We start from the raw sequence: 20,815 nt of genomic DNA on the forward strand, positions 1-20,815 counted from the left end.
ATGGGCTATTTTTCATCCCGAAACAAACGAAGACACTCATGAAATGCTTGATATTAGTTGATATCCAAAATGACTTTGTAAAAGGAGGTTCTCTCGCTGTTCCCGATGGAGAAAATATCATTTCTACGGTAAATAAATTGCAAGAAACAGGCTTTGACCTCATCGTTGCCACACAAGATTTCCACCCACAAAACCATGGCAGCTTCGCTTCCAACAACGAAGGTGCTAAAATCGGCGAGCTTTCAGAGCTCAACGGCTTGGCCCAAGTAATGTGGCCCGACCACTGCGTGCAAGGCACTAAAGGTGCTGGGTTTGTAAAAGAATTGAACATGGAAAAGGTGGAAAAAGTCTTCCCAAAAGGTACTGATCCTGCCATAGATAGCTACAGCGGTTTCTTCGACAATGGGCACAAAAAGGATACGGGACTGGGTGATTATTTGAAGAAAAAGGGTGTAGAAGAAGTATATGTAGTAGGACTTGCTACAGATTACTGCGTGAAATTCACAGCTATCGATTCCGCAGAGCTTGGCTTCAAAACATACCTGATAGAAGATGCATCCCGCGGGGTAAACCTCCAACCCGGTGATGTGGGAAAAGCCATAGAAGACATGAAAATGGCGGGAATAACCATCATCACAAGCAAGGACTTACTAGCATAAACTACTAACAATAATCTATTATGAAGACTTTCTACAGCATAAACCCCTACAACCAAGAAACAATTTCGGAGCATGTTTCACAAACACCTTCCGAGGTAGATTCAATTTTAACCAAGGCTGAAAAAGCATTTCAACAATGGCGATTTTCTGCCAAACTCGAAAGAGTGGATTTGCTAAAAAGAATTGCCAGTATACTGAACAAAAACAAAGAGACCTATGCACTTACGATGTCCCTCGAAATGGGAAAACCGCTGAGGGAATCCATTATAGAAATAGAAAAATCTGCTTGGGGCTGTGAGTATTATGCGGAAAAAGGTATTGAATTTTTGGAAGACCAGTACTTCGATACAAGGGCTACAACAAGCTTTGTAAGATATGAACCTCTGGGCACTATCTTGGCAATTATGCCTTGGAACTTTCCATTTTGGCAGTTTTTCCGCTTTGCCGCCCCCAATCTTATGGCAGGAAATAACATCTTGCTTAAGCATGCCCCAAATGTCTTTGGTTGCGCCAAACACATTGCCGACATCTTAGCAGAAGCAGGACTTCCAGAAGGTGTTTTCCATAACCTGTTCATCGATACCGACCTTGTCCCAAAAGTTATTGAGCACAAAACTGTGAAAGCTGTAACCTTAACGGGAAGCACCTTAGCAGGAAGCAAAGTGGCTGAACTTGCGGGGAAGAATATCAAGAAATCGGTGTTGGAACTTGGGGGAAACAATGCCTTTATAGTACTAGATAGTGCAAACCTTGACGACGCCATTGATTCGGTTTTTGTTTCTAGAATGAGGAACAGTGGGCAAAGTTGTATAGCAGCCAAAAGGATTTTACTTCAGGAAAGCATCAAAGACGAGTTTTTGGCTAAAATTTCTATCAAAATGAAGCAAGAGTTACAGCCTGGAAATCCTATAGAGGAAAGTACCACCTTCGGAACGTTGGCAAGAATTGACTTGGCAGATAAGGTTTCAGTACAAGTTACCTCAACCATAAAAAGTGGAGCAAAATTACTGGTGGGAGGCGAGCAAAAGCAAGCGTACTTCGCCCCCACTATTCTCGACAATGTACAACCGAATTCTGTAGCTTTTGAAGAAGAAGTGTTTGGACCGGTCATCTCCACCACAACTTTTGGAACTCTGGACGAAGCGGTGAAGTTGGCAAACCAATCAAACTATGGGTTGGGAACTTCTATTTATACCGAAGACATTGACCTTGCCCTACACTATGCTAGCAAGTTTGATGATGGCTCTGTTTTTATCAACGAACTGGTAAGATCAGACCCGAGGCTTCCGTTCGGTGGAACAAAAACCTCGGGCTATGGTAGGGAATTAGCTTTAGAGGGCATTCGGGAATTTGTAAATACAAAAACGATTTACGTTAAATAACCTTTTAGACATTGTCGTGCATTTGAGTGGTGGGGAGAGTTATGATGAAGGTAGTTCCATTTTCCCCATCACTTTTCAGTTCGATGCTTCCATTGTGCTTTTGGATGATACTATGAGTAATGGATAAACCTAAACCAGTACCTTCGCCCACTTTCTTAGTAGTAAAAAATGGTTCAAAAATCCTATTTTGGATTTCCTCGGCAATCCCTCCTCCTGTATCTGTAATATGAATCTCTATATCTTCAATTTTTTGCTCTTCTACGTCCGTATCATCTGAGCTCACCAGCATATTGGCGACTGTCTTTATTTCAATGATATTTTCTTCGCTTTCATTTTCTTGAATGGCTTGAGCGGCATTTACCAAAATATTCATAAATACTTGGTTGATTTGTCCGGGCACGCACTCGATAGATGGTAACTCAGGATCGTAATCTTTTATCACTCGTATCCCATCTTTCAATTTATTCCTCAAAAGGGTTAAGGTCGATTCTAAGCCCAAATGCAAATCGGCTTTCTTCACCTGCTCTTCGTCTAAGCGTGAAAAACTCCTCAAACCTTGAACAATTTCCGCAGTTCTGCGAGCACCTTCTTTTATATCGTTCAGCAAGTCGAACACATCGTCCCTAGTTTCTTCGTACGATATCTCTTGCTTTACCCTTTCCAAGTCGTCTAAAAAAGAAGTGATTTCTTCCGGGCTGTTTTGAGAAGATATTTTCCCATACTGATCTACAATTCCCATAATCTCATTCAGCGTAGAAGCCAAGGTATCTGCTCCAGCATACACAAAATTGATAGGATTATTAATCTCATGAGCTATTCCCGCAGTAAGCACACCAATGGATGCCATTTTTTCAGATTGGATAAGTTGTACCTGCGTTTCCTTCAGCTTGGCCAAAGTATTATTGAGCCTATTGTTCAACACATTTAACTCTTCATTCTTTTGGATAAGCTTCTTATTGGAAACCTCCATCGCATCGTTCGCTTTTTCAAGCTCTCCATTTTTCTCATACAACTCCCAGTTCATCTCCACCAACTCCTTCGCTTGGAAAGCAATTTCCTTTTGGTGCTGATTAAGTCTATTTCCTCTCTCCTCTATTTTCGCTTCTAATTGCGAGTTCAACACATGTGTTCGCTGTTCGCTCTTTTTCAATTCCCCAATCAACCTATTTTGCTCTTTAAGCTTTTCAATTTCCCTCAACTTCATCCTAAACCCTAACCCCAGAGAAAAAGAGAAAACCTGAATCACAAAACCAACCAAAATAAAGCCTTTCAGGTGATCGATATTCCACGCTAATTTGAGGTAAATAGCTACCAATGAAAACCCAACCAATGCAGCCGTTCCTAAAATAACAAAACTACTTGCCCTTTTTTTGCTCCTGAGCATTAAATAAACCACAATAGAAGCTACAAGCATATAAGCTGAAAATGCCGCTTGGTTTATGTATTTTACCAAAGCAACATCAAACCAAATAGCTAGTACCAAAAGGCTTATTACAAACATGGAAAGGAAAACCAGCTCTGCTTTTTGTACAAAACCTATCGCCTTGGGGAAATAACGAGTTGCTTTGGTATAAGTCGAAATAAACTTTAAAAAGAAAAAAGGTGCTATAATGGATAGTTGAAGTAGAAATTGGTTAAGGACAGGAAAGTTCTTAAATACCGTTTCAAGAGCAAAGCCAAATTCATAAATGAACAGAGTGCTCATACTTAATATATAGAGGGCATAGTAAATATGCGTTTTGTCTTTATGCAGTTTGTAAATCAATAGATTGTAGAGAATAATTATCCCCATCATCCCTACGAAAATCCCTATCAGCAAGTTTCTCTTCTCAAGCGAAGAATAATACTTATCCGAGCTTTCCAAAAGCAAGTCGAACTCTGGGATGGTTTTATCAATGTTATTGATCTTGATATAAATTACGGCGAGATCTTCATCTGACAAATCGAGCCTTACTTTACAAGCTCGTTTTTTTGGCTGAGCTTTTTCATCATAGATGACATACTCCCCTGTTTTTTTGTGAGAGTATTGATGTTCATCATTTTTTTTGTAGTAGACTTCAATGAAATTTGTACCCACTGGAGCTATATTCAATACCCATTCGTCCCTATACCCACTATAATTCTCAATTACTATTCTACCCCAATACGTACAGTCATTTTTGAACTGATCAATATTTTCTGCCTTTTTAAACTGGGATTTATGGGAGGAAGATATCACTTGCTGGAAACTCAAGTTATTACTTGGGTCTTCCAGTACATATAAATATTTATCGAGGTATTCGATTTCTTCTCTATCTGTGTAAATAGTTAGTTTGTTATCATCCTGCTGCTTTGCAGAAGACTGAAAAATAACCAAGAAGAATAAAACTGAAAACGTAAAAGAATATTTTGTCTGTTTAGTCATTATAGCTAGTTCATGAGTTTATTTGCAAAACACACAAAACAAAAACGATAACTGTAACCAGACTAGTAAACAATTACATTAATAAGTGTGAATTCTTCCTATTTTTTTTATTGATCAACTCAACTTTTGCAACATAAATAAAAAACAGATTTTGTATATTGGATATTTTAGGTAAAATATAACCGAAGCTATAATTTTAGCGTTCTAATTAAAACGTTCTAAGTACTAACAAAACGTATTTTCAATCCACCGAAAACTTTGCAATATTGCACTAAACATATAATCTATTTGATCCTACTGGTCACCATGTCATCTGGGCAAGTTGCGGCTCAGATAAGTAACCATGCCCCAGAAGTTGAGATCAAGAATGATGGATATGAACTTACCCAAAGCGAATACCTCGCTGCCGAAAAGGGCATCTCGTTTATTACATCTCGCTACACAACTGTTTTTGGATTTTCTTTTGACAAAAATCTGGACATAAGGCTACGAGTTTTTGGTGATTTTTATTCTTACAAAGTATATCAAATAGGCTTTTCTCACTCCACGACCAACTGTGCCTTCTACTCGGCAAAGTTCAACGAAGCCATTGTTTGGAGAAGGAAAAAGCATACCACTCTTCTCAAAGATATTTATCACGAAGTCAACCACTTACTTTTTCGAAACATTAAATCTTCTTCTAGTTCTGATTTTGTAAAAAGACCGCTTTGGCTAAACGAAGGACTATCCGAGTACTTTGAAAGGCTAGTAGTGAGAAGAGAAGATATCTCTATAAAACTTCAGGCTAGCAAAGCAGAAAGGTGTAAAAAATGGGTAGAAGAAGGCTCGATGATACCGTTGAAAGATTATCTTTCACAAAGCAATAAAGAATGGAAAAGGAATGAAACAAAGGAACTAGGCTATCAGTCAAGAAGCGTGGCATGGTCGCTTATTTACTTCCTAATGAACGACATTGAATCTCAAAAAATATTAGGAAAGGTCATCAGGCACATTGAGCAAAACCAAGAAACTGAAGGTATTTCATATAAAGCTATTCAAAGGCATTACCCTGGAGGGGTCGCTAAGCTGGAACAAGATTGGCACAAATGGATTCTCTCCGACTTCCAAGCCCACAGTTTCAGCCTTCCGGTCACCTACTTGCCCAATATCCATAAAAAAACACCCGTTCACATTCCTATTTCTAGAGGGATGTAACTCTTACCGAAAGGAGTCTCCAAAATCTATTTCAAGCTGAATGGGCAACCCATCTGCTCTTTCGTCTAAATTTGATACAGCAACGCCAATTAACCGAAGCGCTTTTTCAGGAACATTAGGTTGCTCCAATAACTCCTCCACCGTTTTTACCAATTCTCTTTCCGAACTCACCCCGTGCTTCAAAGTCTTGCTCCGTGTCTTTTGCTCAAAGTCAAACGATTTTAGCTTTAGCGTAACCGTTTTCCCCGTAGCCTTCGATTTTTTCAACCTTTCAAACACCATTTTTGCAATACCGACTGCCCGCTCCCTTACCTGCTCAAAGTCTTCTATATCTTCCTCAAAAGTTCGCTCAGCCCCAAAGGATTTGCGAATTCTGTTTGGTTTCACTTCCCTCCTATCATCTGCCCTCACTATGCGGTAATAATACCTCCCCGCTTTCCCAAACAACCTGATCAGATCAATTTCAGATTTTTTCTTAAGATCGGCCCCTTTGAATATCCCTTGGTCTTTCATTTTCCCTGCGGTCACTTTCCCTATCCCAAAAAACTTCTCAATAGGCAATTTTTCTAAAAATGCATCGGCTTGCTCGGGCTTTATTACAAAAATCCCATCAGGTTTATCCATATCAGAAGCGACCTTTGCCAAAAACTTATTAAAGGAAACTCCAGCAGAAGCCGTTAGTTGGGTTTTTTCCTTGATCTTCCTTTTTATTTCTTTTGCTATCAAGGTTGCCGAAGGGTTTCCAAAATTATTCTCGGTTACATCTAAAAATGCCTCGTCGAGTGAAAGCGGCTCGACCAAGTCGGTATATTCAAAAAATATCTCTCTTATTTGAGTAGAAACCTCTTTATAAACATCAAAACGGTGCGGTGCAAAAACCAGTTGGGGGCAAAGACGAAGAGCTGTTTTAGAAGCCATGGCCGAACGTACGCCATACTTCCGTGCCTCGTAACTTGCAGCAGCCACAACTCCACGCTCACGTGAGCCACCTACCGCAACAGGCTTTCCCCTCAGGTCGGGATTATCTCGCTGCTCCACCGATGCGAAAAAGGCATCCATATCGATATGGATTATTTTTCTTTGAGGAATAATTTCCAATGTTCTCTTTTTTAGGTAGCTAAATTCACTTTTGTTCGTCATGATAAGCTCCTACGTAATTCATCTTCCACCCACTGAAGTGAGTAAGATAGTTCAACCTATTTATCCACCAATAGTAGACATCGATTCATTTATTGGGCTAGCATTTTCCCTATTTTTTTCTGCCTCAAACCCATCTTTTGCTCTTTTGTTGCAAGCAGCTCTAAAGGCTGATTTCAATGTTTCATCATCAACTCCGCTTCGGAGCAGTTGTTTTATATCCATCACACCGTCATCGTAAAGGCAAGTTTTTAGCGTGCCTTGCGCTGTCAGTCTTAATCGGTTGCAGCTTCCGCAAAATGTTCGGCTAAAAGCCGGTATAATCCCTAATTGCCCTTCCGAACCCGGAATTTTATATCCCACAGAAGTAGACGAGACAGGCGTTGGCAAGGAAACCAACTCGGGAAACTTCTCCTTTATGTTTCCCAAAATCCTGACATGATTCCAATGCAATTTATCCGTCCCTCCTTCACCGTTGAAAGGCATTTCCTCTATGTACCGTACATCTACTTTATGTTTGATAGTAAAAGCAGCCAAGTCCAAAATATCCTCGTCATTTTTCCCCTCCATCACCACTGCATTTAGCTTCACTCGGAAACCATTTTCCAACAAATTATGAAGCGTTTCCATTACCTTGGAAAGCTCATCCCTTCGGGTAATCATCTTGAATCGGTCCCTATCCAGCGTATCGAGGCTTAGGTTTACATCCAAAACACCTAGTGATTTCAACCTATCGATATAAGCAGAAGTTAGCAGACCATTAGTAGTCAAACTTACCTTATCTATCCCTTCTATAGCCACAAGGTTTTCCAAAAAACTGATCAGTTCCCTTCTCACAAATGGTTCACCACCCGTAATTCTCACTTTGTTCACTCCCATTTGGGCAAGAACACTACTTATCCTGAGCATCTCTTCGTAGCTAAGCAATTCCTTTTGAGGAAGATACTTTATACCTTCTTCTGGCATGCAATAAAAGCAACGCAAATTACATCTGTCGGTAACTGACAAACGCAGGTAATTAACAGGTCTTCCGTGGTTATCAATGAGTTCCATCTGAATCTATTTTCAAAAAAAGCCAACGAGGCTATTTAGCTGTTGAAATTGAATAATGCGAATATAAGTAGAAACACGAGATTATCTGAACCTGTTCGGTTAGAACAAAAAAGGTCAGCTATGAAATTTCATAACTGACCTGAATTATTTTGAAATGATGAATTTATTCCAAATGAAGCATTTTCAGGCAAACTGGTGAAGGCATTTTTATTTGTTTGTCCAAAGGGCTAAGCATTCCCGTTTCCTGATTGATCGTATAGATCACAATATTGTCAGAGCGTTCGTTGGCACAAAGCAAAAATTTTCCGTTGGGAGTGACCATAAAATTCCTTGGCCAGTTTCCCAATACGCTCTCCGTTTTCAACAACTCTAACTTTCCTGTTTCCTCGGCTATCTTAAAAATAGCCACACTATTATGCCCACGGTTAGAAACATATAAAAACTTACCATTGGGATGGACATGGATATCGGCGCTGTAGCTCTCACCTTTGAAGTCAGCCGGAAGGCTACTAACATTTTCTTGAATACTCGTTAATTTTCCTTTCTCCTCATCAACTGCAAATACGCCCACCGTAGAAGTCAGCTCCTCTGCCGAGTAGGCAAACTTACCAGATGGGTGGATGGTAAAATGCCGAGGTCCAGCACCAGAAGCAGCAACTGCTTCCGATTTTGCTTCGCCAAGCTTTCCATCAACTTTGTTTGGAGCATACGTTTTGATCTTATTAATCCCCAAATCTGGCACATATATAAACTTACCATCTGGCGAAGGGTTTACCGAATGCACATGTGGACCTTCTTGCCTCTTTTCATTTGCACCGCTTCCTTCATGCTGTACCATGTCAGAAGAAACCCGAATACTTCCATCGTCTTTAATTGGATACATCACCAAATTTCCCGACACATAATTCCCAACATACACATAATCGCCATCAGGGTCTACCGCTACATGACAAGGACCTTCGCCATTAGATGTTTGTTTGTTAAGCGCATAAAGCTCACCGCTAGAGGGGTTGATGGTGAAGGCACTAATAGAGCCCCATTTTTTGTTAGGAATCACTCCACCTCTATTTACCGAGTATAAAAATTTTCCATTAGGATGAAGTTCTATAAAAGAAGGGCTTACAACACCACCAACAGTCTGTAGCAAAGAAAAAGCACCCGTCTCATCATCAAAATTATATACATAAATCCCCTCGCTCCCTCTCACAGAATACGTGCCTACATACAGCAACGTTTTCTGCAAATCATCTTGACTCTTAGCTTCTTGTATGCTCATCAAAGAAAAAATATTGATCAATAAAAAAGAATAATAAATGTAGCGCATTTGATTAATTTGATTGTTCCGTGCCGAATTTAATAGAAAAAATACTAGCTACCTATTAAACATCTAGCCTTTTGGTAATCCAAAATAAGATCAGTTGAATTTAAAGCATCAGCCTCACTTCACAATCGTCCTGAAGGTAAGGTTGATTCGGGGAGTTTTCACTTTCTTGGTAGGAGGCAAGCGATGTAGCCAATGGGTTTGGGTTGTCCCTTTCATCACCAACAAACTGCCTTGTTCCAGTACCATTGATACATTTTGTTTGCTTTCTTTATGTTTGAAAGAGAATTTGCGTTCAGCCCCAAAACTCAAAGAACCAATAGCACCGTGTTCTTTCAAATCCCTTTCCCCATCCGAATGCCACGCCATCCCCTCTTCGCCGCTATGGTACAAATTCAACAAGCAGGAGTTGAAAGTTTCCCCCGTTTTTTCTTCTACCATTGCTTTCAACTCCAAAAGCTCTTTTGTCCAAGGCAAAGCCGTTTTAGTAGTGTTCGAATAGGTATATCCAAATTGCTCAGTTCCATACCAAGCTACTTTTCTTTTGGTTATAATTCGCTTACCAAACATGACCGCCTCGTCGTTCTTCCATGCTACGGTTTCCATTAGGATTTCATAATAATGAGTCGCTTTTTGGAAACTTAAAATCGGTTCATAATAAATTACCTCTCCGTCGTATGGCAATAAATTTTGGTACGGTTCAGTGTTAAATAAATCCATCTTTCTTTGATTCTTCCTGCGGTATTTTTCATTTATGAACTTGCCCTCTCGGCATTAACATGTGCCGCTTCCCATCCAAGCATAGCAGTTTTCCGAGTGGTGCCCCATCTATACCCACCAAACAAGCCTGTTGACTGGATAACCCGGTGGCAAGGGATGAGATAGGCGATAGGATTATTTCCTATTGCAGTCCCAACTGCTCTCGATGCTTTTGGGTTCTGTATTTCACCAGCTATGTCTCCATATGTTGCCAAACTACCCATAGGAATCTTTAGCAAGGTCTCCCATACTTTCAGTTGAAAAGCAGTTCCTTTTAGGTGAAGCTTTATCATATTGATATCTCTCCAATCTTGGGAATATATTTTCAGAGCATTCTGTTGAATCGCATCCGTTTTAAGGCTAAAATTTGCCTTTGGAAATCGCTTTTGTAATTCAAAGAATGCTTCTTTTTTAGTATCGCAAAACCCCATATAGCAAATACCTTTGTGGGTAGATGCAACTAGTATACTTCCAAATATACTTTTCTCAAAGCTATAATTGATAGAAAGGTCTTCACCTTTGTTTTTGTATTCTCCTGGTGTCATTCCCTCTATTTGTACAAACAGATCATGCAACCTTCCTGAGCCCGATAGCCCCGTATCATAAGCTGTATCAATTAAAGTTGAGCCTGTATTATGCAATACCTGCTTTGCATGTTGGACACTTATGTATTGCAAAAACTTTTTTGGGCTTACACCTGCCCATTCAGTAAAAAGCCGCTGGAAATGAAAAGGACTCAGATGGACTTTTTCGGCTAATTCTTCCAATGTTGGCTGTTTTTTGAAGTTTTCCAGCAAGTACGTTATTGCTTCCGCTATCCGGTTATAATTGATCAACTCTTGCTCTTTCATTTTTTCAAGTTTTTAATATATGGTCAAATGTAGAGGTAGAATTTCTAGTATAAAATCCGAAACTTGCTCAGTTTACCTTATAGCATAGATAACTACTGCTTATTGGTTCAAATCAATTATACCCAAACAAAAATACTTTAGGAATTTCATTGGACCAAAAGCATTTTGTTTAGTATATGCCGCCAAGAAAATAGAAGTAGTTTTTCCCAATTCAATTTACTAGCGGTATAACTTAAAAATTCCCTGTGGACATAGAGGGCGGCAGGTTTTCTTCGGCAGCCCCAAAACTTGAATTAGGCTCTGATCCCATTTCCAACACCAACACCCCTCCTGCTACCAAATCGAAATGGCTTATCCAAGCTTTGTCATAAGGCCTTCCGTTCAAGGTCGCCGATTGGATATAAATATTTTTAGTAGAATTGTTTTTTGCTTCTATCACAAACTCGCTTCCATCGTCGAAGCTCAGCGTTGTTTTTTCAAAGAGTGGGCTTCCCAGCACATAATTGGGCATTCCGGGGCAAACGGGGTAAAAGCCCATAGCAGAAAATACGTACCAAGCCGACATTTGCCCGCTGTCTTCATTTCCACTCAGCCCTCCTTCTCCCAAGCCATATTCCATCGCCATGATGTTGCGGACATACTTTTGGGTTTTCCAAGCTTGCCCTGCATAGGCATACATATAAGCGGTCTGATGACCAGGTTCATTCCCGTGCCAGTAGTAACCTTTTTCAAACAGCGTATCGAGTTTTTGGGTGAAAGGCTCTTCCCCCCCCATAAGCGAAATAAGCCCGGCTACGTCGTGTGGCACATACCAAGTGTACTGATTGGGAGAGCCTTCTGTAATAAAATCTGCCCGGAGCGAATTGGGGTCAAAAGGGCTTACCCACCTGCCGTCAGCGTGCTTTCCCCTCATGTACCCGCTACTAGAATCATAGACATTTTTGTAGTTCTCAGCCCGCTTTATTAGCTCAGCATAATCTTCGGCATTATCCAACGAGCGAGCTACTTGGGCAAGTACAAAATCATCATACGCATATTCAAGCGTTCTGGAAACTTGTTCTTTCTTGTGAAAGGCTTCGTTCACGGGCTCTTCCATAGGCAAGTAATTGTATTTGAGGTACGTATCCAATGCCCTCCTGCCTTTTCCTAGTTTATAATCTTCAAAATCTGCATTGTGCTCAAAGGCATTTTTTCGCATGTATTTGTACGCCTTCCGAATATCAAAACCTACATTTCCTTTTAGCCACGTATCGCCTAACATCGAGATAGCATGATCGCCAATCATGGCTGCTGTGTAACTATTCCATGCGGGAAAAATCGGCAACCAATTACCTTGCTCAGCTTTTAACACCAGCGACTGCGCCATATGCGTACTCCTCCTTGGCTCCACAATATTGAGCAATGGATGCAAAGCCCGGTAGGTATCCCACATGGAAAAGTCAGCATAGTAATCGAAATCTGGTGCTACTTTCACTTCAGTATTTCCATCAAAAGCAGGGTAGCTCCCATCCACATCACTAAACACACGGGGCAGTAATCGAGCGTGGTAAAGGGCACTGTAAAAAACCGTTTTTTCCTGCTCGTCTTTTCCTTCTACCAAAATATCGGCCAGAGCCAATTCCCATTCTTCCGTAGCTTCGTCTTGCACCTTCTCATAATCCCAGCTTGGAATTTCTATTTCTAAGTTTTCCCTAGCTTTTTCTACCGAAGTAAAAGATGTTCCCGCTTTCACTCTCACAACTGCCCCTCTTCTAACTTTCAACTTTACATACGCCCCAACACTGTTTCCTTTTCCTTTTTGCTCCAAATTCCCTTCTGCCAATTGATCCTGTTCCCAAGTTCCGAAAGCCTCGAAAGGCTGGTCAAATTGCAACACAAAATGCCCACTGAACCCGGCTGCCAGCCCCTGGCCTTGGTAAATCCGATGTACGGGGTTATATCCAGAAATCTCCTGCTTTTCAGGATTGATTTTCACATAGCCTAAGCCCTTATCGCTATTTGGCTCTACCACAACCCAAGCCTCTCCATTTTCATCGAACTCAAATTCAAAAAAGCCACTTCGGCTCAAGCCTGTCATTTTTGCTTGTATCCCATAACTCTCTAGCCAAACCTCGTAGCTAGCAGGAGAAACCTTTTCATGCTGGTGGGAAAATGAAGAAGCCCTTTTCTTAGCAGAAGCTACCAGCTTACCCGTCATGGGCATGAGCGTGAAGCTGCCGTAGTCTTGCGTACAAGAACCTGTCATCCAGTGGCTCCCCCTAAAGCCTTGGATTTTTGAATCAGTATAATAATAGGGAGAAAGGCATTTTTTTTCGGAGGCCTGAGTTTGTGGAGTCCAGTTGGTCATGCCATTGGGCACACCTACTGCTGGGAACGTCTGCCCTTTCGCTTCCGACTTGGCCATACTATGTGCTTTGGTACTTTCAGTTGATGCGTTTCCCGTGCCTATCAACGGGTCTACATAGTCTATCAGGCTAATTCGTTCTTCTTCAGCTTCTTCTATCTTTTCAGGTGTACATGCTATAATTACCATCCAAAGAAGGATATAGTAATTCATTTTCATAATAAGTGGGCTTTGTGGTGGTTTAAAAACCCCAATATACTCATAGAAAGAAAAAAGTCAGGATAATCCTCTGTGATTCTTGACTCATAAAAAGATCCCAATAAAACCACACTCAGGGGTTCATTGGGATATTATATTATGTCAAAAAGCTAAGATTCTATTTTTCACCTAACATCTAAGTTCCATTTCTCAGGTCTTTTGCTTTTTCTTTTTAGCCGCAGGGAACAAGATATTGTTGAGGATCAGACGATAGCCAGGTGAATTGGGGTGAAGATTCAGGTCGGTTGGTTCTTCACCAACGTAGTGCCTATAATCTTCTGGATCGTGGCCTCCATAAAATGTCCAAGTTCCGTTGCCGTACGTTCCGTGTACATAGCGAGCTTCCCTTGCGCTTTTATTTTCACCCATTATAATTACATCGGGCTTCAACAAATGCTTTTTGTAGGCAGTAGTCTGTCCCATAAATCCTTTAATGTTGAGCTGATGGTTTTGCGTAAGCATGGTAGGAACCGGATCCCACTTTGCCGAAAACTGGAATAAGCTGAAAAAATCATTGTTTTCGGTCAAACCTCTTTCATAGGACTGATTGTCGATGTCCGAATATTCATACTCATACGCATTCATTTTCAATCTAAAATTCTGGAAAGCAAATGTTTTGGTATAATCCAATTTAGATTGCGCATTTTTATCGGCAGGATCGCCGTCATACATATAATCTACAATATCGACACCTTCTGCCGCCAAAGCAATATCGTAGGTATCGGTAGCCGAGCACATGGCAAACAAAAAGCCTCCTCCGGCACAGAAATCCCGGATTTTTTTGACCACGGCCAGTTTCAACTCGGAAACCTTTTCAAAACCATGTTTCCTTGCAGAGCGCTCAAATTCTTGCTGTTGCTCTATGTACCATTTTTGTCGACTATACGTCGCAAAAAACTTTCCGTATTGCCCAGTAAAATCTTCGTGGTGAAGGTGAAGCCAATCATATTCGGGCAGCTTGCCAAGCATTGCCTCATCGTCAAAAACTACATCGTAAGGTATTTCGGCATAAGTCAAAACCAGTGTTACCGCATCGTCCCAAGGCTGCTTCGATTTTGGTGAATACACCGCTATTTTAGGAGGAACTTCAAGTTTCATCAAGTCCATATTGGCTTCCGGGCTTGCTATCAACTGCTTAATCTGGATGGCTTGCGCATCGGAAATCACTTCATAACTCACCCCTCTTATGATAAGCTCGTTTTCAAAGGGCTTCACGTACTCAAACAGGAAGCTACCGCCCCTGTAATTCAATAACCATTCAGCTTCCATATCTTGGGCTAGAACCCAATATGTTACCCCATAAGCTTTTAAATGATTAGATTGCGACTCATCCATAGGCACTAATAAGAAAGCGGCCTTGGTCACATTTAAGGAAAATAGAAGGGATATTATAAGCAGCGCTTTTTTCATATTTTATTAAATTTCTTCTAAGGATATTTGTTTAAGATAGTATTATTAAGCGTATTTCAATAACCTAAAGTATTTTTTTTAAGTTTCTTGTATAATGAAGAAGTTCATTTTTAACAAAGAACTCAAATATTGTTCCCATGAATTTCATTGAAAATTTCAAAGAAGCATTCAAATCTATTCGAGACAATAAGCTAAGGACATTCCTGACCGCCGCTATTGTTGCCATAGGAATAACATCGTTAGTTGGTATCCTAACGGCCGTAGATGCTATTCAGTCTTCCATTAGCTCAGGTCTTGCCGATTTGGGAGCAAATAGTTTCGATATAAAAGACATCCGCTACAGGTCCAGAAGGTCACAGGGAGTAACGCAATCCGTACGGAAGAAAAACATTACCTACGACGAAGCCATTGAGTTCAAATCAAAATACGATGCAGCAGAAAAAATAAGTCTCAGTTGTTTTGTGACAGGCAATGCGGAAGTAAAGTATGCCTCCAAAAAGACAAATCCTAATACCATTATATATGGAATAGATGAATATTACCTTAGTAATAAGGGCTATGACATAGGTGAAGGGAGAGGTTTTTCTAATATGGAACTGAAGCTAGGCATCGCTGTGGCCATCATAAGCGAAACTATTGCCGAAACACTTTTTGACAATGTAGACCCCATCAACAAAAGCATTTCTATAAGAGGCTATCGCTACAATGTGATAGGGGTATTAAAACAAACGGGCGGACTGGGCAGCGGACAGGTAGACCGGTCTATTTTCCTTCCTGTGGTAAATGCCAATAGGTTTTCTGCCATGCTTAATTTGCGCTACACCATCACCACTTCGCTGAACGACCCTGGCCAAGTAGATTTTGCCATAGGCGAGGCTACAGGGATCATGCGGACTATACGAAGAGATGAACTCGGAAAAGAAAACTCATTTGAAATCTCTCGAAGCGAATCGGTGGCATCTTCCATCAACGAAACCTCAGGTTATTTGAGAATTGGCGGAGCACTTATAGGCTTGGTTACACTTCTTGGCGCATCTATTGGTCTCATGAATATCATGATGGTTTCGGTGACCGAAAGAACCAGAGAAATTGGGGTACGAAAAGCATTGGGAGCAACCCCTTCCCGAATCCGTGAACAGTTTTTAGTAGAAGCTATCGCCATCTGTTTACTAGGCGGAGCAGCGGGTATTTTGATAGGGATAGCCATTGGAAACTTAGTTAGCTTGCTTTTCGACACTTCCGCATTTGTATTCCCATGGATGTGGATTATCCTTGGCTTCACCGTTTGCGTGATAGTCGGCGTACTTTCTGGCTACTACCCTGCAAAAAAAGCATCCAAGCTCGATCCTATCGACTCTTTGAGATACGAATAAGGTTTTCCGAAGTAAGAAAAAAGGGCAGCAAACATCAAGTTTGCGACCCTTTTTTTATTTTAATACAAAACCTTAGTCCAATACTACTCTCGTCTTAGAAATTGAGTCATGCCAGCCTCCAGGCTTTTCTCCTAAAAATGAAAATGCATCGAATGGAATCAAACGGCAAAATGACCTTCCAACTATATTTATAAATGTCGGAGTTTCTCCATCTTCGGTCACTACCCTTGTTTTAGTAATATATTTACCCACTGTTTTCCCTCCCAAAAACCCTTCTAAACCTGAGTAAAAAACAATAGTGACAATCCATCCAACTAGGTAAAATGAGAATTCTGATCCTCCAATAGCTCCATTAATCGCCATGAAAACACCTACTGCAAAAGCAATAGCGTACACACAAATAACATCTATCAAATAATTCACAAACCTTTTTCCATTAGAAGCGTCCTCTAGTTTTTGCACTTCTGGTTCGTAGTCAAGTAATTGTTCTGAGCCTGTCATGTTTTTAAGATTAGTTTATATGAGAATTGTTTAAGTTTTAGACGAACAAACCCTAGCTAAAATTATGTATTCAGGCAATGTTTCTAGAAAAAAAATATAGGTGAAAGATGTAAGATTCATCTCAAATTTTTACCTTGAAGGCTTGAACCAGAACCTAGCCAAATGCAACCACACAAAGAAAAATTCAAGATCATCACTTCACAAACCGATGCCAACAACCGGCTGACCCCAGAAGCTCTGGCAAGTTTTTTCCAAGAAGCAGCACTTTACAATGTCAAAAAAATGGGTGTTTCCCACAATTCGCTTTTTGAGCAAGACCTTGGCTGGATTTTGCTCAGACTCAGGATAGAATGGGAACAAGTTCCAGGGCAAGGGGAAACCATCGAAATTCGCACTTGGCCCTCTGGCAACGATCGGCTGTATTTCTACCGAGATTACCGTATTTACAACGAAGCGGGAGAGTTCTTAGCCAGGGCCACCAGCACTTGGGTGCTCGTCAATATTTCCACAAGGAAAATCTTGCCCATCCCCGAGTTCCTGTCCAAACTAAGCTTTGAATTTGAGCCACCTATGGAGCGCATCAGCAAAAAGCTTCCGCTCTACAAAGAACAAGCGAGCAGCTTCGCCCTTCAAGTTGGCTGGCAAGACTTGGATTTGTTCAAGCATACCAATAACCCAGTTTACCTCCGCTGGATAATGGAAGCATTGCCCGCCGAAGTGCTGGAAAAACAACCCATCCAAGCTATTGACATCAGCTACCGAGCCGAAAGCAAAATGGGGGAAAAGCTGGAAGTATCTTCGGGCAAATTGGAAGATGGCTCATTTGCGGTCAAAATTGTGCGCCCAGCCGATGGCAAAGAGCTTTTGCGGGCTAATGTAAAAATCTGATCAGAAATAAGACTTATATTAGCTATTCACAACCACTAGCTATGAAAAAACTACAACTATTCACATTATTACTTTTTGCTGTTTTTCAGCTTTTTGCCCAAGACCGCTACCCCCGCCATCACGAAATGGACGTTACCCATTACGAGTTCAACCTCCAGCTCAACGACAGCACGAATAGCATTGCCGGGCAGGCGAATATTTCCATCAGTTTCACCGGATCGGTAAGCACCTTGGCACTCAACCTGATCAGTCTGGATACTGCCGGAAAAGGCATGAAGGTTCAAGAAGTTTTGCTCGATGGAAAAAAGGTAGAATGGGAACATGAAAATGACTGGATCCGCATCCAAGCTCCCAGACCATTTATGGCGGGTGGCAAAGCAACGGTAAATATTGAATACAGTGGAGTTCCTGCCAACGGGCTCGTAATCTCGGAAAACAAATTTGGGGACAGGACCTTTTTTGGGGACAACTGGCCCGACCGCGGCCGCCATTGGCTTCCTTGCGTAGACCACCTTTCCGATAAAGCCACTGTCGATTTTATCATCACCGCACCTGCTCACTACCAAGTGGTTGGCAACGGGTTACTTGTGGAAGAAACCAACATAGGGTCCAAAAACAAACTTTACCACTGGCACCAGTCTATTCCCATCCCTACCAAGGTGATGGTGATTGGCGTTGCCCCATTTGCCATCCAAAAGTTAGGAGATGTCAACGGCATTCCGCTCGAATCGTGGGTATTTCCCCAAAACAAAAAAGAAGGATTTTACGACTATGCACAAGCCGAAAAAATATTGAATTTCTTCCATCATCATGTAGGCCCTTACCCATACGAGAAGCTCGCCAATGTCCAGTCAAAAACCATGTTTGGCGGAATGGAAAACGCCAGCAATATTTTTTACTTTGAAAACTCTGTGACCGGAAACAGGGAAATTGAATCGTTGCTTGCCCACGAAATTGCCCACCAGTGGTTTGGCAACTCCGTTTCCGAAATAAACTGGGCGCATATCTGGCTCAGCGAAGGCTTTGCCACCTACTTCACCAACCTTTACTTAGAGTTTACCTACGGGAAAGACAAGCTGGACAAGCAACTAGAAACGCAACGCGCAAAGGTTCTTGAATTTGCCAAACAACGAGGAACGCCCGTTGTTGACACATTGGTGAGTGATTATATGGTTTTGCTCAATGCCAACTCGTACCAAAAAGGCGGCTGGGTGCTTCACATGCTCCGCAGGCAAATTGGCGACGAAGCCTTTTGGACTGGGGCTCGAACCTATTATGCCACCTACAAAAACAAAAACGCCCATACAAAAGACTTACAAAAAGTAATGGAAGAAGCTTCGGGGCAAGACTTGGAAACATTTTTCAAGCAATGGCTTTATACGCCCGGGCATCCCGTGCTCAACTGCCTTTGGAAATACGATGCGAAAAACAAGGTGGTTCAACTAAAAACGGAACAAACCCAGCCGGGAAGCACCATTTTCGTTTTCCCTCTTGAAGTAAAAATCACAGCTAAGAATGGAGAAAGCAAGGTGGAAAAACTAGAAGTAAAAGAAGGCTCACAAGTATTCGAAATCCCAATGGATGACAAAACAATCAGCATCGAGCTAGATCCAAATACCAACCTGCTTTTTGAAGGAAGCACGGAAAAAAGAAGGTTTTAAGTCTTTCAAATATTTGCTTGGGAGCAAGAAAAGGTTGTTTTATTTGATGAACAAATGAAACAACCTTTTTTTATTTTCATTAATCAGCTCATTGAGAACCAATTACTTTCATAAAACCAGAGAAGACAATTAAAAAAGCGTACCTTTAACACTGGATTATTTATCCGTTGATACTAATCAACCTTTCGCTCAATACTAGCGAATTACCAAGGCTTCCCATTTCCTTGAGCCCATATTTGATTAATGATACTCGTGTGGCCACTTAATGCCTGACCACTTGGAAGTAACCCTCCATTAGAATTTATTCTGACGCTTTGCCTTTCTCATTAATCTGCGCGATCCGTTTCAAACAAAAGAGAATTACATGACTCTATTAACTATGGGTGTTATTGGCACCTCAAAAAAAGTGGATGAAAGACGCGTGCCCCTCCATCCCGAACATTTAAAAAGACTTCCAGAACACATTCGCCGCCAACTCATTTTTGAAAAAGGCTATGGTGCTCCTTTCAACATCGGTGATGAGGAAATTAGTGAGCTAACAGGTGGTATCGCTACACGAAGCGAAATCCTATCCGATATCGGGTCAGTTATTATGGCAAAACCAATCCTATCCGACCTGGAAGAACTAAAGGCTGGTGGTCTTCTGTGGGGGTATCCTCATTGTGCCCAGCAGATGGAAATTACGCAAACAGCTATAGATAAAAAATTAACACTGATCGCTTTTGAGGATATGTATGTTTGGCACCCGAACGGCCAAGTAGGCAGGCATACCTTCTACAAGAACAATGAAATGGCTGGCTACAGTGCCGTCATCCACGCACTCCAGCTCAAAGGGATTGACGGACATTATGGAAACCAAAGAAAAGTGATCATATTCAGCTTTGGCGCAGTGAGTAGGGGAGCTATTTACGCCTTAAAAGCTCATGGCTTCAGGGATATCACGATCTGTATCCAACGCCCCGACCATGAAGTAAGGGAAGAAGTGTTGGATGTTCATTATGCACGAATAAGGAAGGGCAAGGCTGGCGAGCCACGCTTATTGGTAGTGGAACACGATGGTGCTGAACGCCCCCTATTGGACTTGATCCATGAATCTGAAATTATCATTAACGGAACATATCAAGATACCGATGACCCGATCAATTATGTGAACGAGGATGAAAAATCGAGCCTAAAACCTGGTTCACTTATCATTGATGTGAGCTGTGACGAGGGAATGGGATTTTATTTTGCAAAACCCACTACGTTCAAAAACCCAATCATACCCGTTGATAAGATTGATTACTATGCCGTAGATCATACCCCCAGTTATTTTTGGGAAAGTGCTTCTAGGTCTATCTCCGCTGCACTCATCGTGCACCTACCTTCCGTAATTACAGGGCGGGAAACTTGGAAAAAAAGCCCGACTATCCAAAATGCCATAAATATAGATGAAGGTGTGATTGTCAAAGAAGGTATTCTTCGATTCCAGCATCGCGAAACATCCTATCCGCATTTGGTAAAGTTAGAGTCTGTTTAATATTTAGGCTTTCAAGCAAAATAGGTAAAATTCAAACATGTTCTTACTAACGGTCCGGCTAGCATGTGGAGTTTGGCATCGCGTGCTGGCCTAAAGCGGCT

The 20,815-nt window shown here is 41.4% G+C and carries 16 protein-coding genes; 7 read left to right on the forward strand and 9 right to left on the reverse strand.

Annotated features, from left to right (window positions below; translation table 11 throughout):
* The first annotated feature begins 38 nt into the window (after nt 1-38).
* Nucleotides 39-659, forward strand: coding sequence for a bifunctional nicotinamidase/pyrazinamidase (gene pncA, locus R9C00_16635; protein ID WPO33330.1), 621 nt, complete (start codon nt 39-41; stop codon nt 657-659).
* A gap of 20 nt (nt 660-679) precedes the next feature.
* A complete protein-coding gene (locus R9C00_16640; GenBank protein ID WPO33331.1) occupies nt 680-2,041 on the forward strand; it encodes an NAD-dependent succinate-semialdehyde dehydrogenase in 1,362 nt (453 codons plus the stop codon).
* Between the two features lie 4 nt (nt 2,042-2,045).
* Here the strand turns inward: R9C00_16640 and R9C00_16645 are convergent, their stop codons facing one another.
* Nucleotides 2,046-4,445: an ATP-binding protein gene (locus R9C00_16645; protein WPO33332.1), complete on the reverse strand. Its 2,400-nt coding sequence runs from the start codon at nt 4,443-4,445 to the stop codon at nt 2,046-2,048.
* A gap of 288 nt (nt 4,446-4,733) precedes the next feature.
* On the opposite strand from R9C00_16645, the gene R9C00_16650 reads away from it, so the two are divergent.
* Nucleotides 4,734-5,639 (forward strand): DUF1570 domain-containing protein, encoded by a 906-nt coding sequence (locus tag R9C00_16650; GenBank protein WPO33333.1) that lies wholly within the window; start codon nt 4,734-4,736, stop codon nt 5,637-5,639.
* A gap of 3 nt (nt 5,640-5,642) precedes the next feature.
* Here R9C00_16650 and dinB read toward each other — a convergent pair whose 3' ends face one another.
* The 7 genes from dinB to R9C00_16685 all read right to left on the reverse strand — a co-directional run bounded on the left by dinB (nt 5,643) and on the right by R9C00_16685 (nt 14,772).
* Nucleotides 5,643-6,779 (reverse strand): DNA polymerase IV, encoded by a 1,137-nt coding sequence (gene dinB / locus R9C00_16655; protein WPO33334.1) that lies wholly within the window; start codon nt 6,777-6,779, stop codon nt 5,643-5,645.
* 60 nt (nt 6,780-6,839) lie between these two features.
* Nucleotides 6,840-7,829, reverse strand: a complete 990-nt coding sequence (gene moaA / locus R9C00_16660) for a GTP 3',8-cyclase MoaA (protein WPO33335.1) — start codon at nt 7,827-7,829, stop codon at nt 6,840-6,842.
* A 163-nt stretch (nt 7,830-7,992) separates the two neighbouring features.
* Nucleotides 7,993-9,105, reverse strand: a complete 1,113-nt coding sequence (locus R9C00_16665; protein WPO33336.1) for a lactonase family protein — start codon at nt 9,103-9,105, stop codon at nt 7,993-7,995.
* Between the two features lie 162 nt (nt 9,106-9,267).
* Entirely contained in the window at nt 9,268-9,870 is a 603-nt protein-coding gene (locus R9C00_16670; GenBank protein ID WPO33337.1) for an alpha-ketoglutarate-dependent dioxygenase AlkB, read from the reverse strand.
* Nucleotides 9,871-9,902: 32 nt separating this feature from the next.
* Nucleotides 9,903-10,760: a methylated-DNA--[protein]-cysteine S-methyltransferase gene (locus R9C00_16675; protein ID WPO33338.1), complete on the reverse strand. Its 858-nt coding sequence runs from the start codon at nt 10,758-10,760 to the stop codon at nt 9,903-9,905.
* A 232-nt stretch (nt 10,761-10,992) separates the two neighbouring features.
* Complete coding sequence (locus tag R9C00_16680) at nt 10,993-13,323, reverse strand: GH92 family glycosyl hydrolase (GenBank protein WPO33339.1); 2,331 nt, start codon at nt 13,321-13,323, stop codon at nt 10,993-10,995.
* A 189-nt stretch (nt 13,324-13,512) separates the two neighbouring features.
* On the reverse strand, nt 13,513-14,772 hold the full coding sequence (locus tag R9C00_16685; GenBank protein WPO33340.1) for an asparagine synthetase B: 1,260 nt from the start codon (nt 14,770-14,772) through the stop codon (nt 13,513-13,515).
* 137 nt (nt 14,773-14,909) lie between these two features.
* On the opposite strand from R9C00_16685, the gene R9C00_16690 reads away from it, so the two are divergent.
* Complete coding sequence (locus tag R9C00_16690) at nt 14,910-16,145, forward strand: ABC transporter permease (GenBank protein WPO33341.1); 1,236 nt, start codon at nt 14,910-14,912, stop codon at nt 16,143-16,145.
* A gap of 72 nt (nt 16,146-16,217) precedes the next feature.
* On the opposite strand, the gene R9C00_16695 is transcribed toward R9C00_16690, so the two are convergent.
* The gene (locus R9C00_16695; GenBank protein WPO33342.1) at nt 16,218-16,646 is read right to left on the reverse strand and encodes an RDD family protein; all 429 of its coding nucleotides are present in this window, start codon (nt 16,644-16,646) and stop codon (nt 16,218-16,220) included.
* Nucleotides 16,647-16,808: 162 nt separating this feature from the next.
* Between R9C00_16695 and R9C00_16700 the strand changes: the two genes are divergently transcribed.
* The 3 genes from R9C00_16700 to R9C00_16710 all read left to right on the forward strand — a co-directional run bounded on the left by R9C00_16700 (nt 16,809) and on the right by R9C00_16710 (nt 20,714).
* On the forward strand, nt 16,809-17,534 hold the full coding sequence (locus R9C00_16700) for a thioesterase (GenBank protein ID WPO33343.1): 726 nt from the start codon (nt 16,809-16,811) through the stop codon (nt 17,532-17,534).
* 41 nt (nt 17,535-17,575) lie between these two features.
* On the forward strand, nt 17,576-19,195 hold the full coding sequence (locus R9C00_16705; GenBank protein ID WPO33344.1) for a M1 family aminopeptidase: 1,620 nt from the start codon (nt 17,576-17,578) through the stop codon (nt 19,193-19,195).
* A 364-nt stretch (nt 19,196-19,559) separates the two neighbouring features.
* Nucleotides 19,560-20,714: a N(5)-(carboxyethyl)ornithine synthase gene (locus R9C00_16710; protein ID WPO33345.1), complete on the forward strand. Its 1,155-nt coding sequence runs from the start codon at nt 19,560-19,562 to the stop codon at nt 20,712-20,714.
* The last annotated feature ends 101 nt before the right edge of the window (nt 20,715-20,815 follow it).

The organism is Flammeovirgaceae bacterium SG7u.111 (assembly GCA_034044135.1).
GTDB lineage: Bacteria > Bacteroidota > Bacteroidia > Cytophagales > Flammeovirgaceae.

Bases quoted from the DNA above. Each gene is read 5' to 3' on its own strand.
- pncA (WPO33330.1), top strand. From the start codon at position 39: ATGAAATGCTTGATATTAGTTGATATCCAAAATGACTTTGTAAAAGGA.
- R9C00_16640 (WPO33331.1), top strand. From the start codon at position 680: ATGAAGACTTTCTACAGCATAAACCCCTACAACCAAGAAACAATTTCG.
- R9C00_16645 (WPO33332.1), bottom strand. From the start codon at position 4,445: ATGACTAAACAGACAAAATATTCTTTTACGTTTTCAGTTTTATTCTTC.
- dinB (WPO33334.1), bottom strand. From the start codon at position 6,779: ATGACGAACAAAAGTGAATTTAGCTACCTAAAAAAGAGAACATTGGAA.
- moaA (WPO33335.1), bottom strand. From the start codon at position 7,829: ATGGAACTCATTGATAACCACGGAAGACCTGTTAATTACCTGCGTTTG.
- R9C00_16665 (WPO33336.1), bottom strand. From the start codon at position 9,105: ATGAGCATACAAGAAGCTAAGAGTCAAGATGATTTGCAGAAAACGTTG.
- R9C00_16670 (WPO33337.1), bottom strand. From the start codon at position 9,870: ATGGATTTATTTAACACTGAACCGTACCAAAATTTATTGCCATACGAC.
- R9C00_16675 (WPO33338.1), bottom strand. From the start codon at position 10,760: ATGAAAGAGCAAGAGTTGATCAATTATAACCGGATAGCGGAAGCAATA.
- R9C00_16680 (WPO33339.1), bottom strand. From the start codon at position 13,323: ATGAAAATGAATTACTATATCCTTCTTTGGATGGTAATTATAGCATGT.
- R9C00_16685 (WPO33340.1), bottom strand. From the start codon at position 14,772: ATGAAAAAAGCGCTGCTTATAATATCCCTTCTATTTTCCTTAAATGTG.
- R9C00_16690 (WPO33341.1), top strand. From the start codon at position 14,910: ATGAATTTCATTGAAAATTTCAAAGAAGCATTCAAATCTATTCGAGAC.
- R9C00_16695 (WPO33342.1), bottom strand. From the start codon at position 16,646: ATGACAGGCTCAGAACAATTACTTGACTACGAACCAGAAGTGCAAAAA.
- R9C00_16700 (WPO33343.1), top strand. From the start codon at position 16,809: ATGCAACCACACAAAGAAAAATTCAAGATCATCACTTCACAAACCGAT.
- R9C00_16705 (WPO33344.1), top strand. From the start codon at position 17,576: ATGAAAAAACTACAACTATTCACATTATTACTTTTTGCTGTTTTTCAG.
- R9C00_16710 (WPO33345.1), top strand. From the start codon at position 19,560: ATGACTCTATTAACTATGGGTGTTATTGGCACCTCAAAAAAAGTGGAT.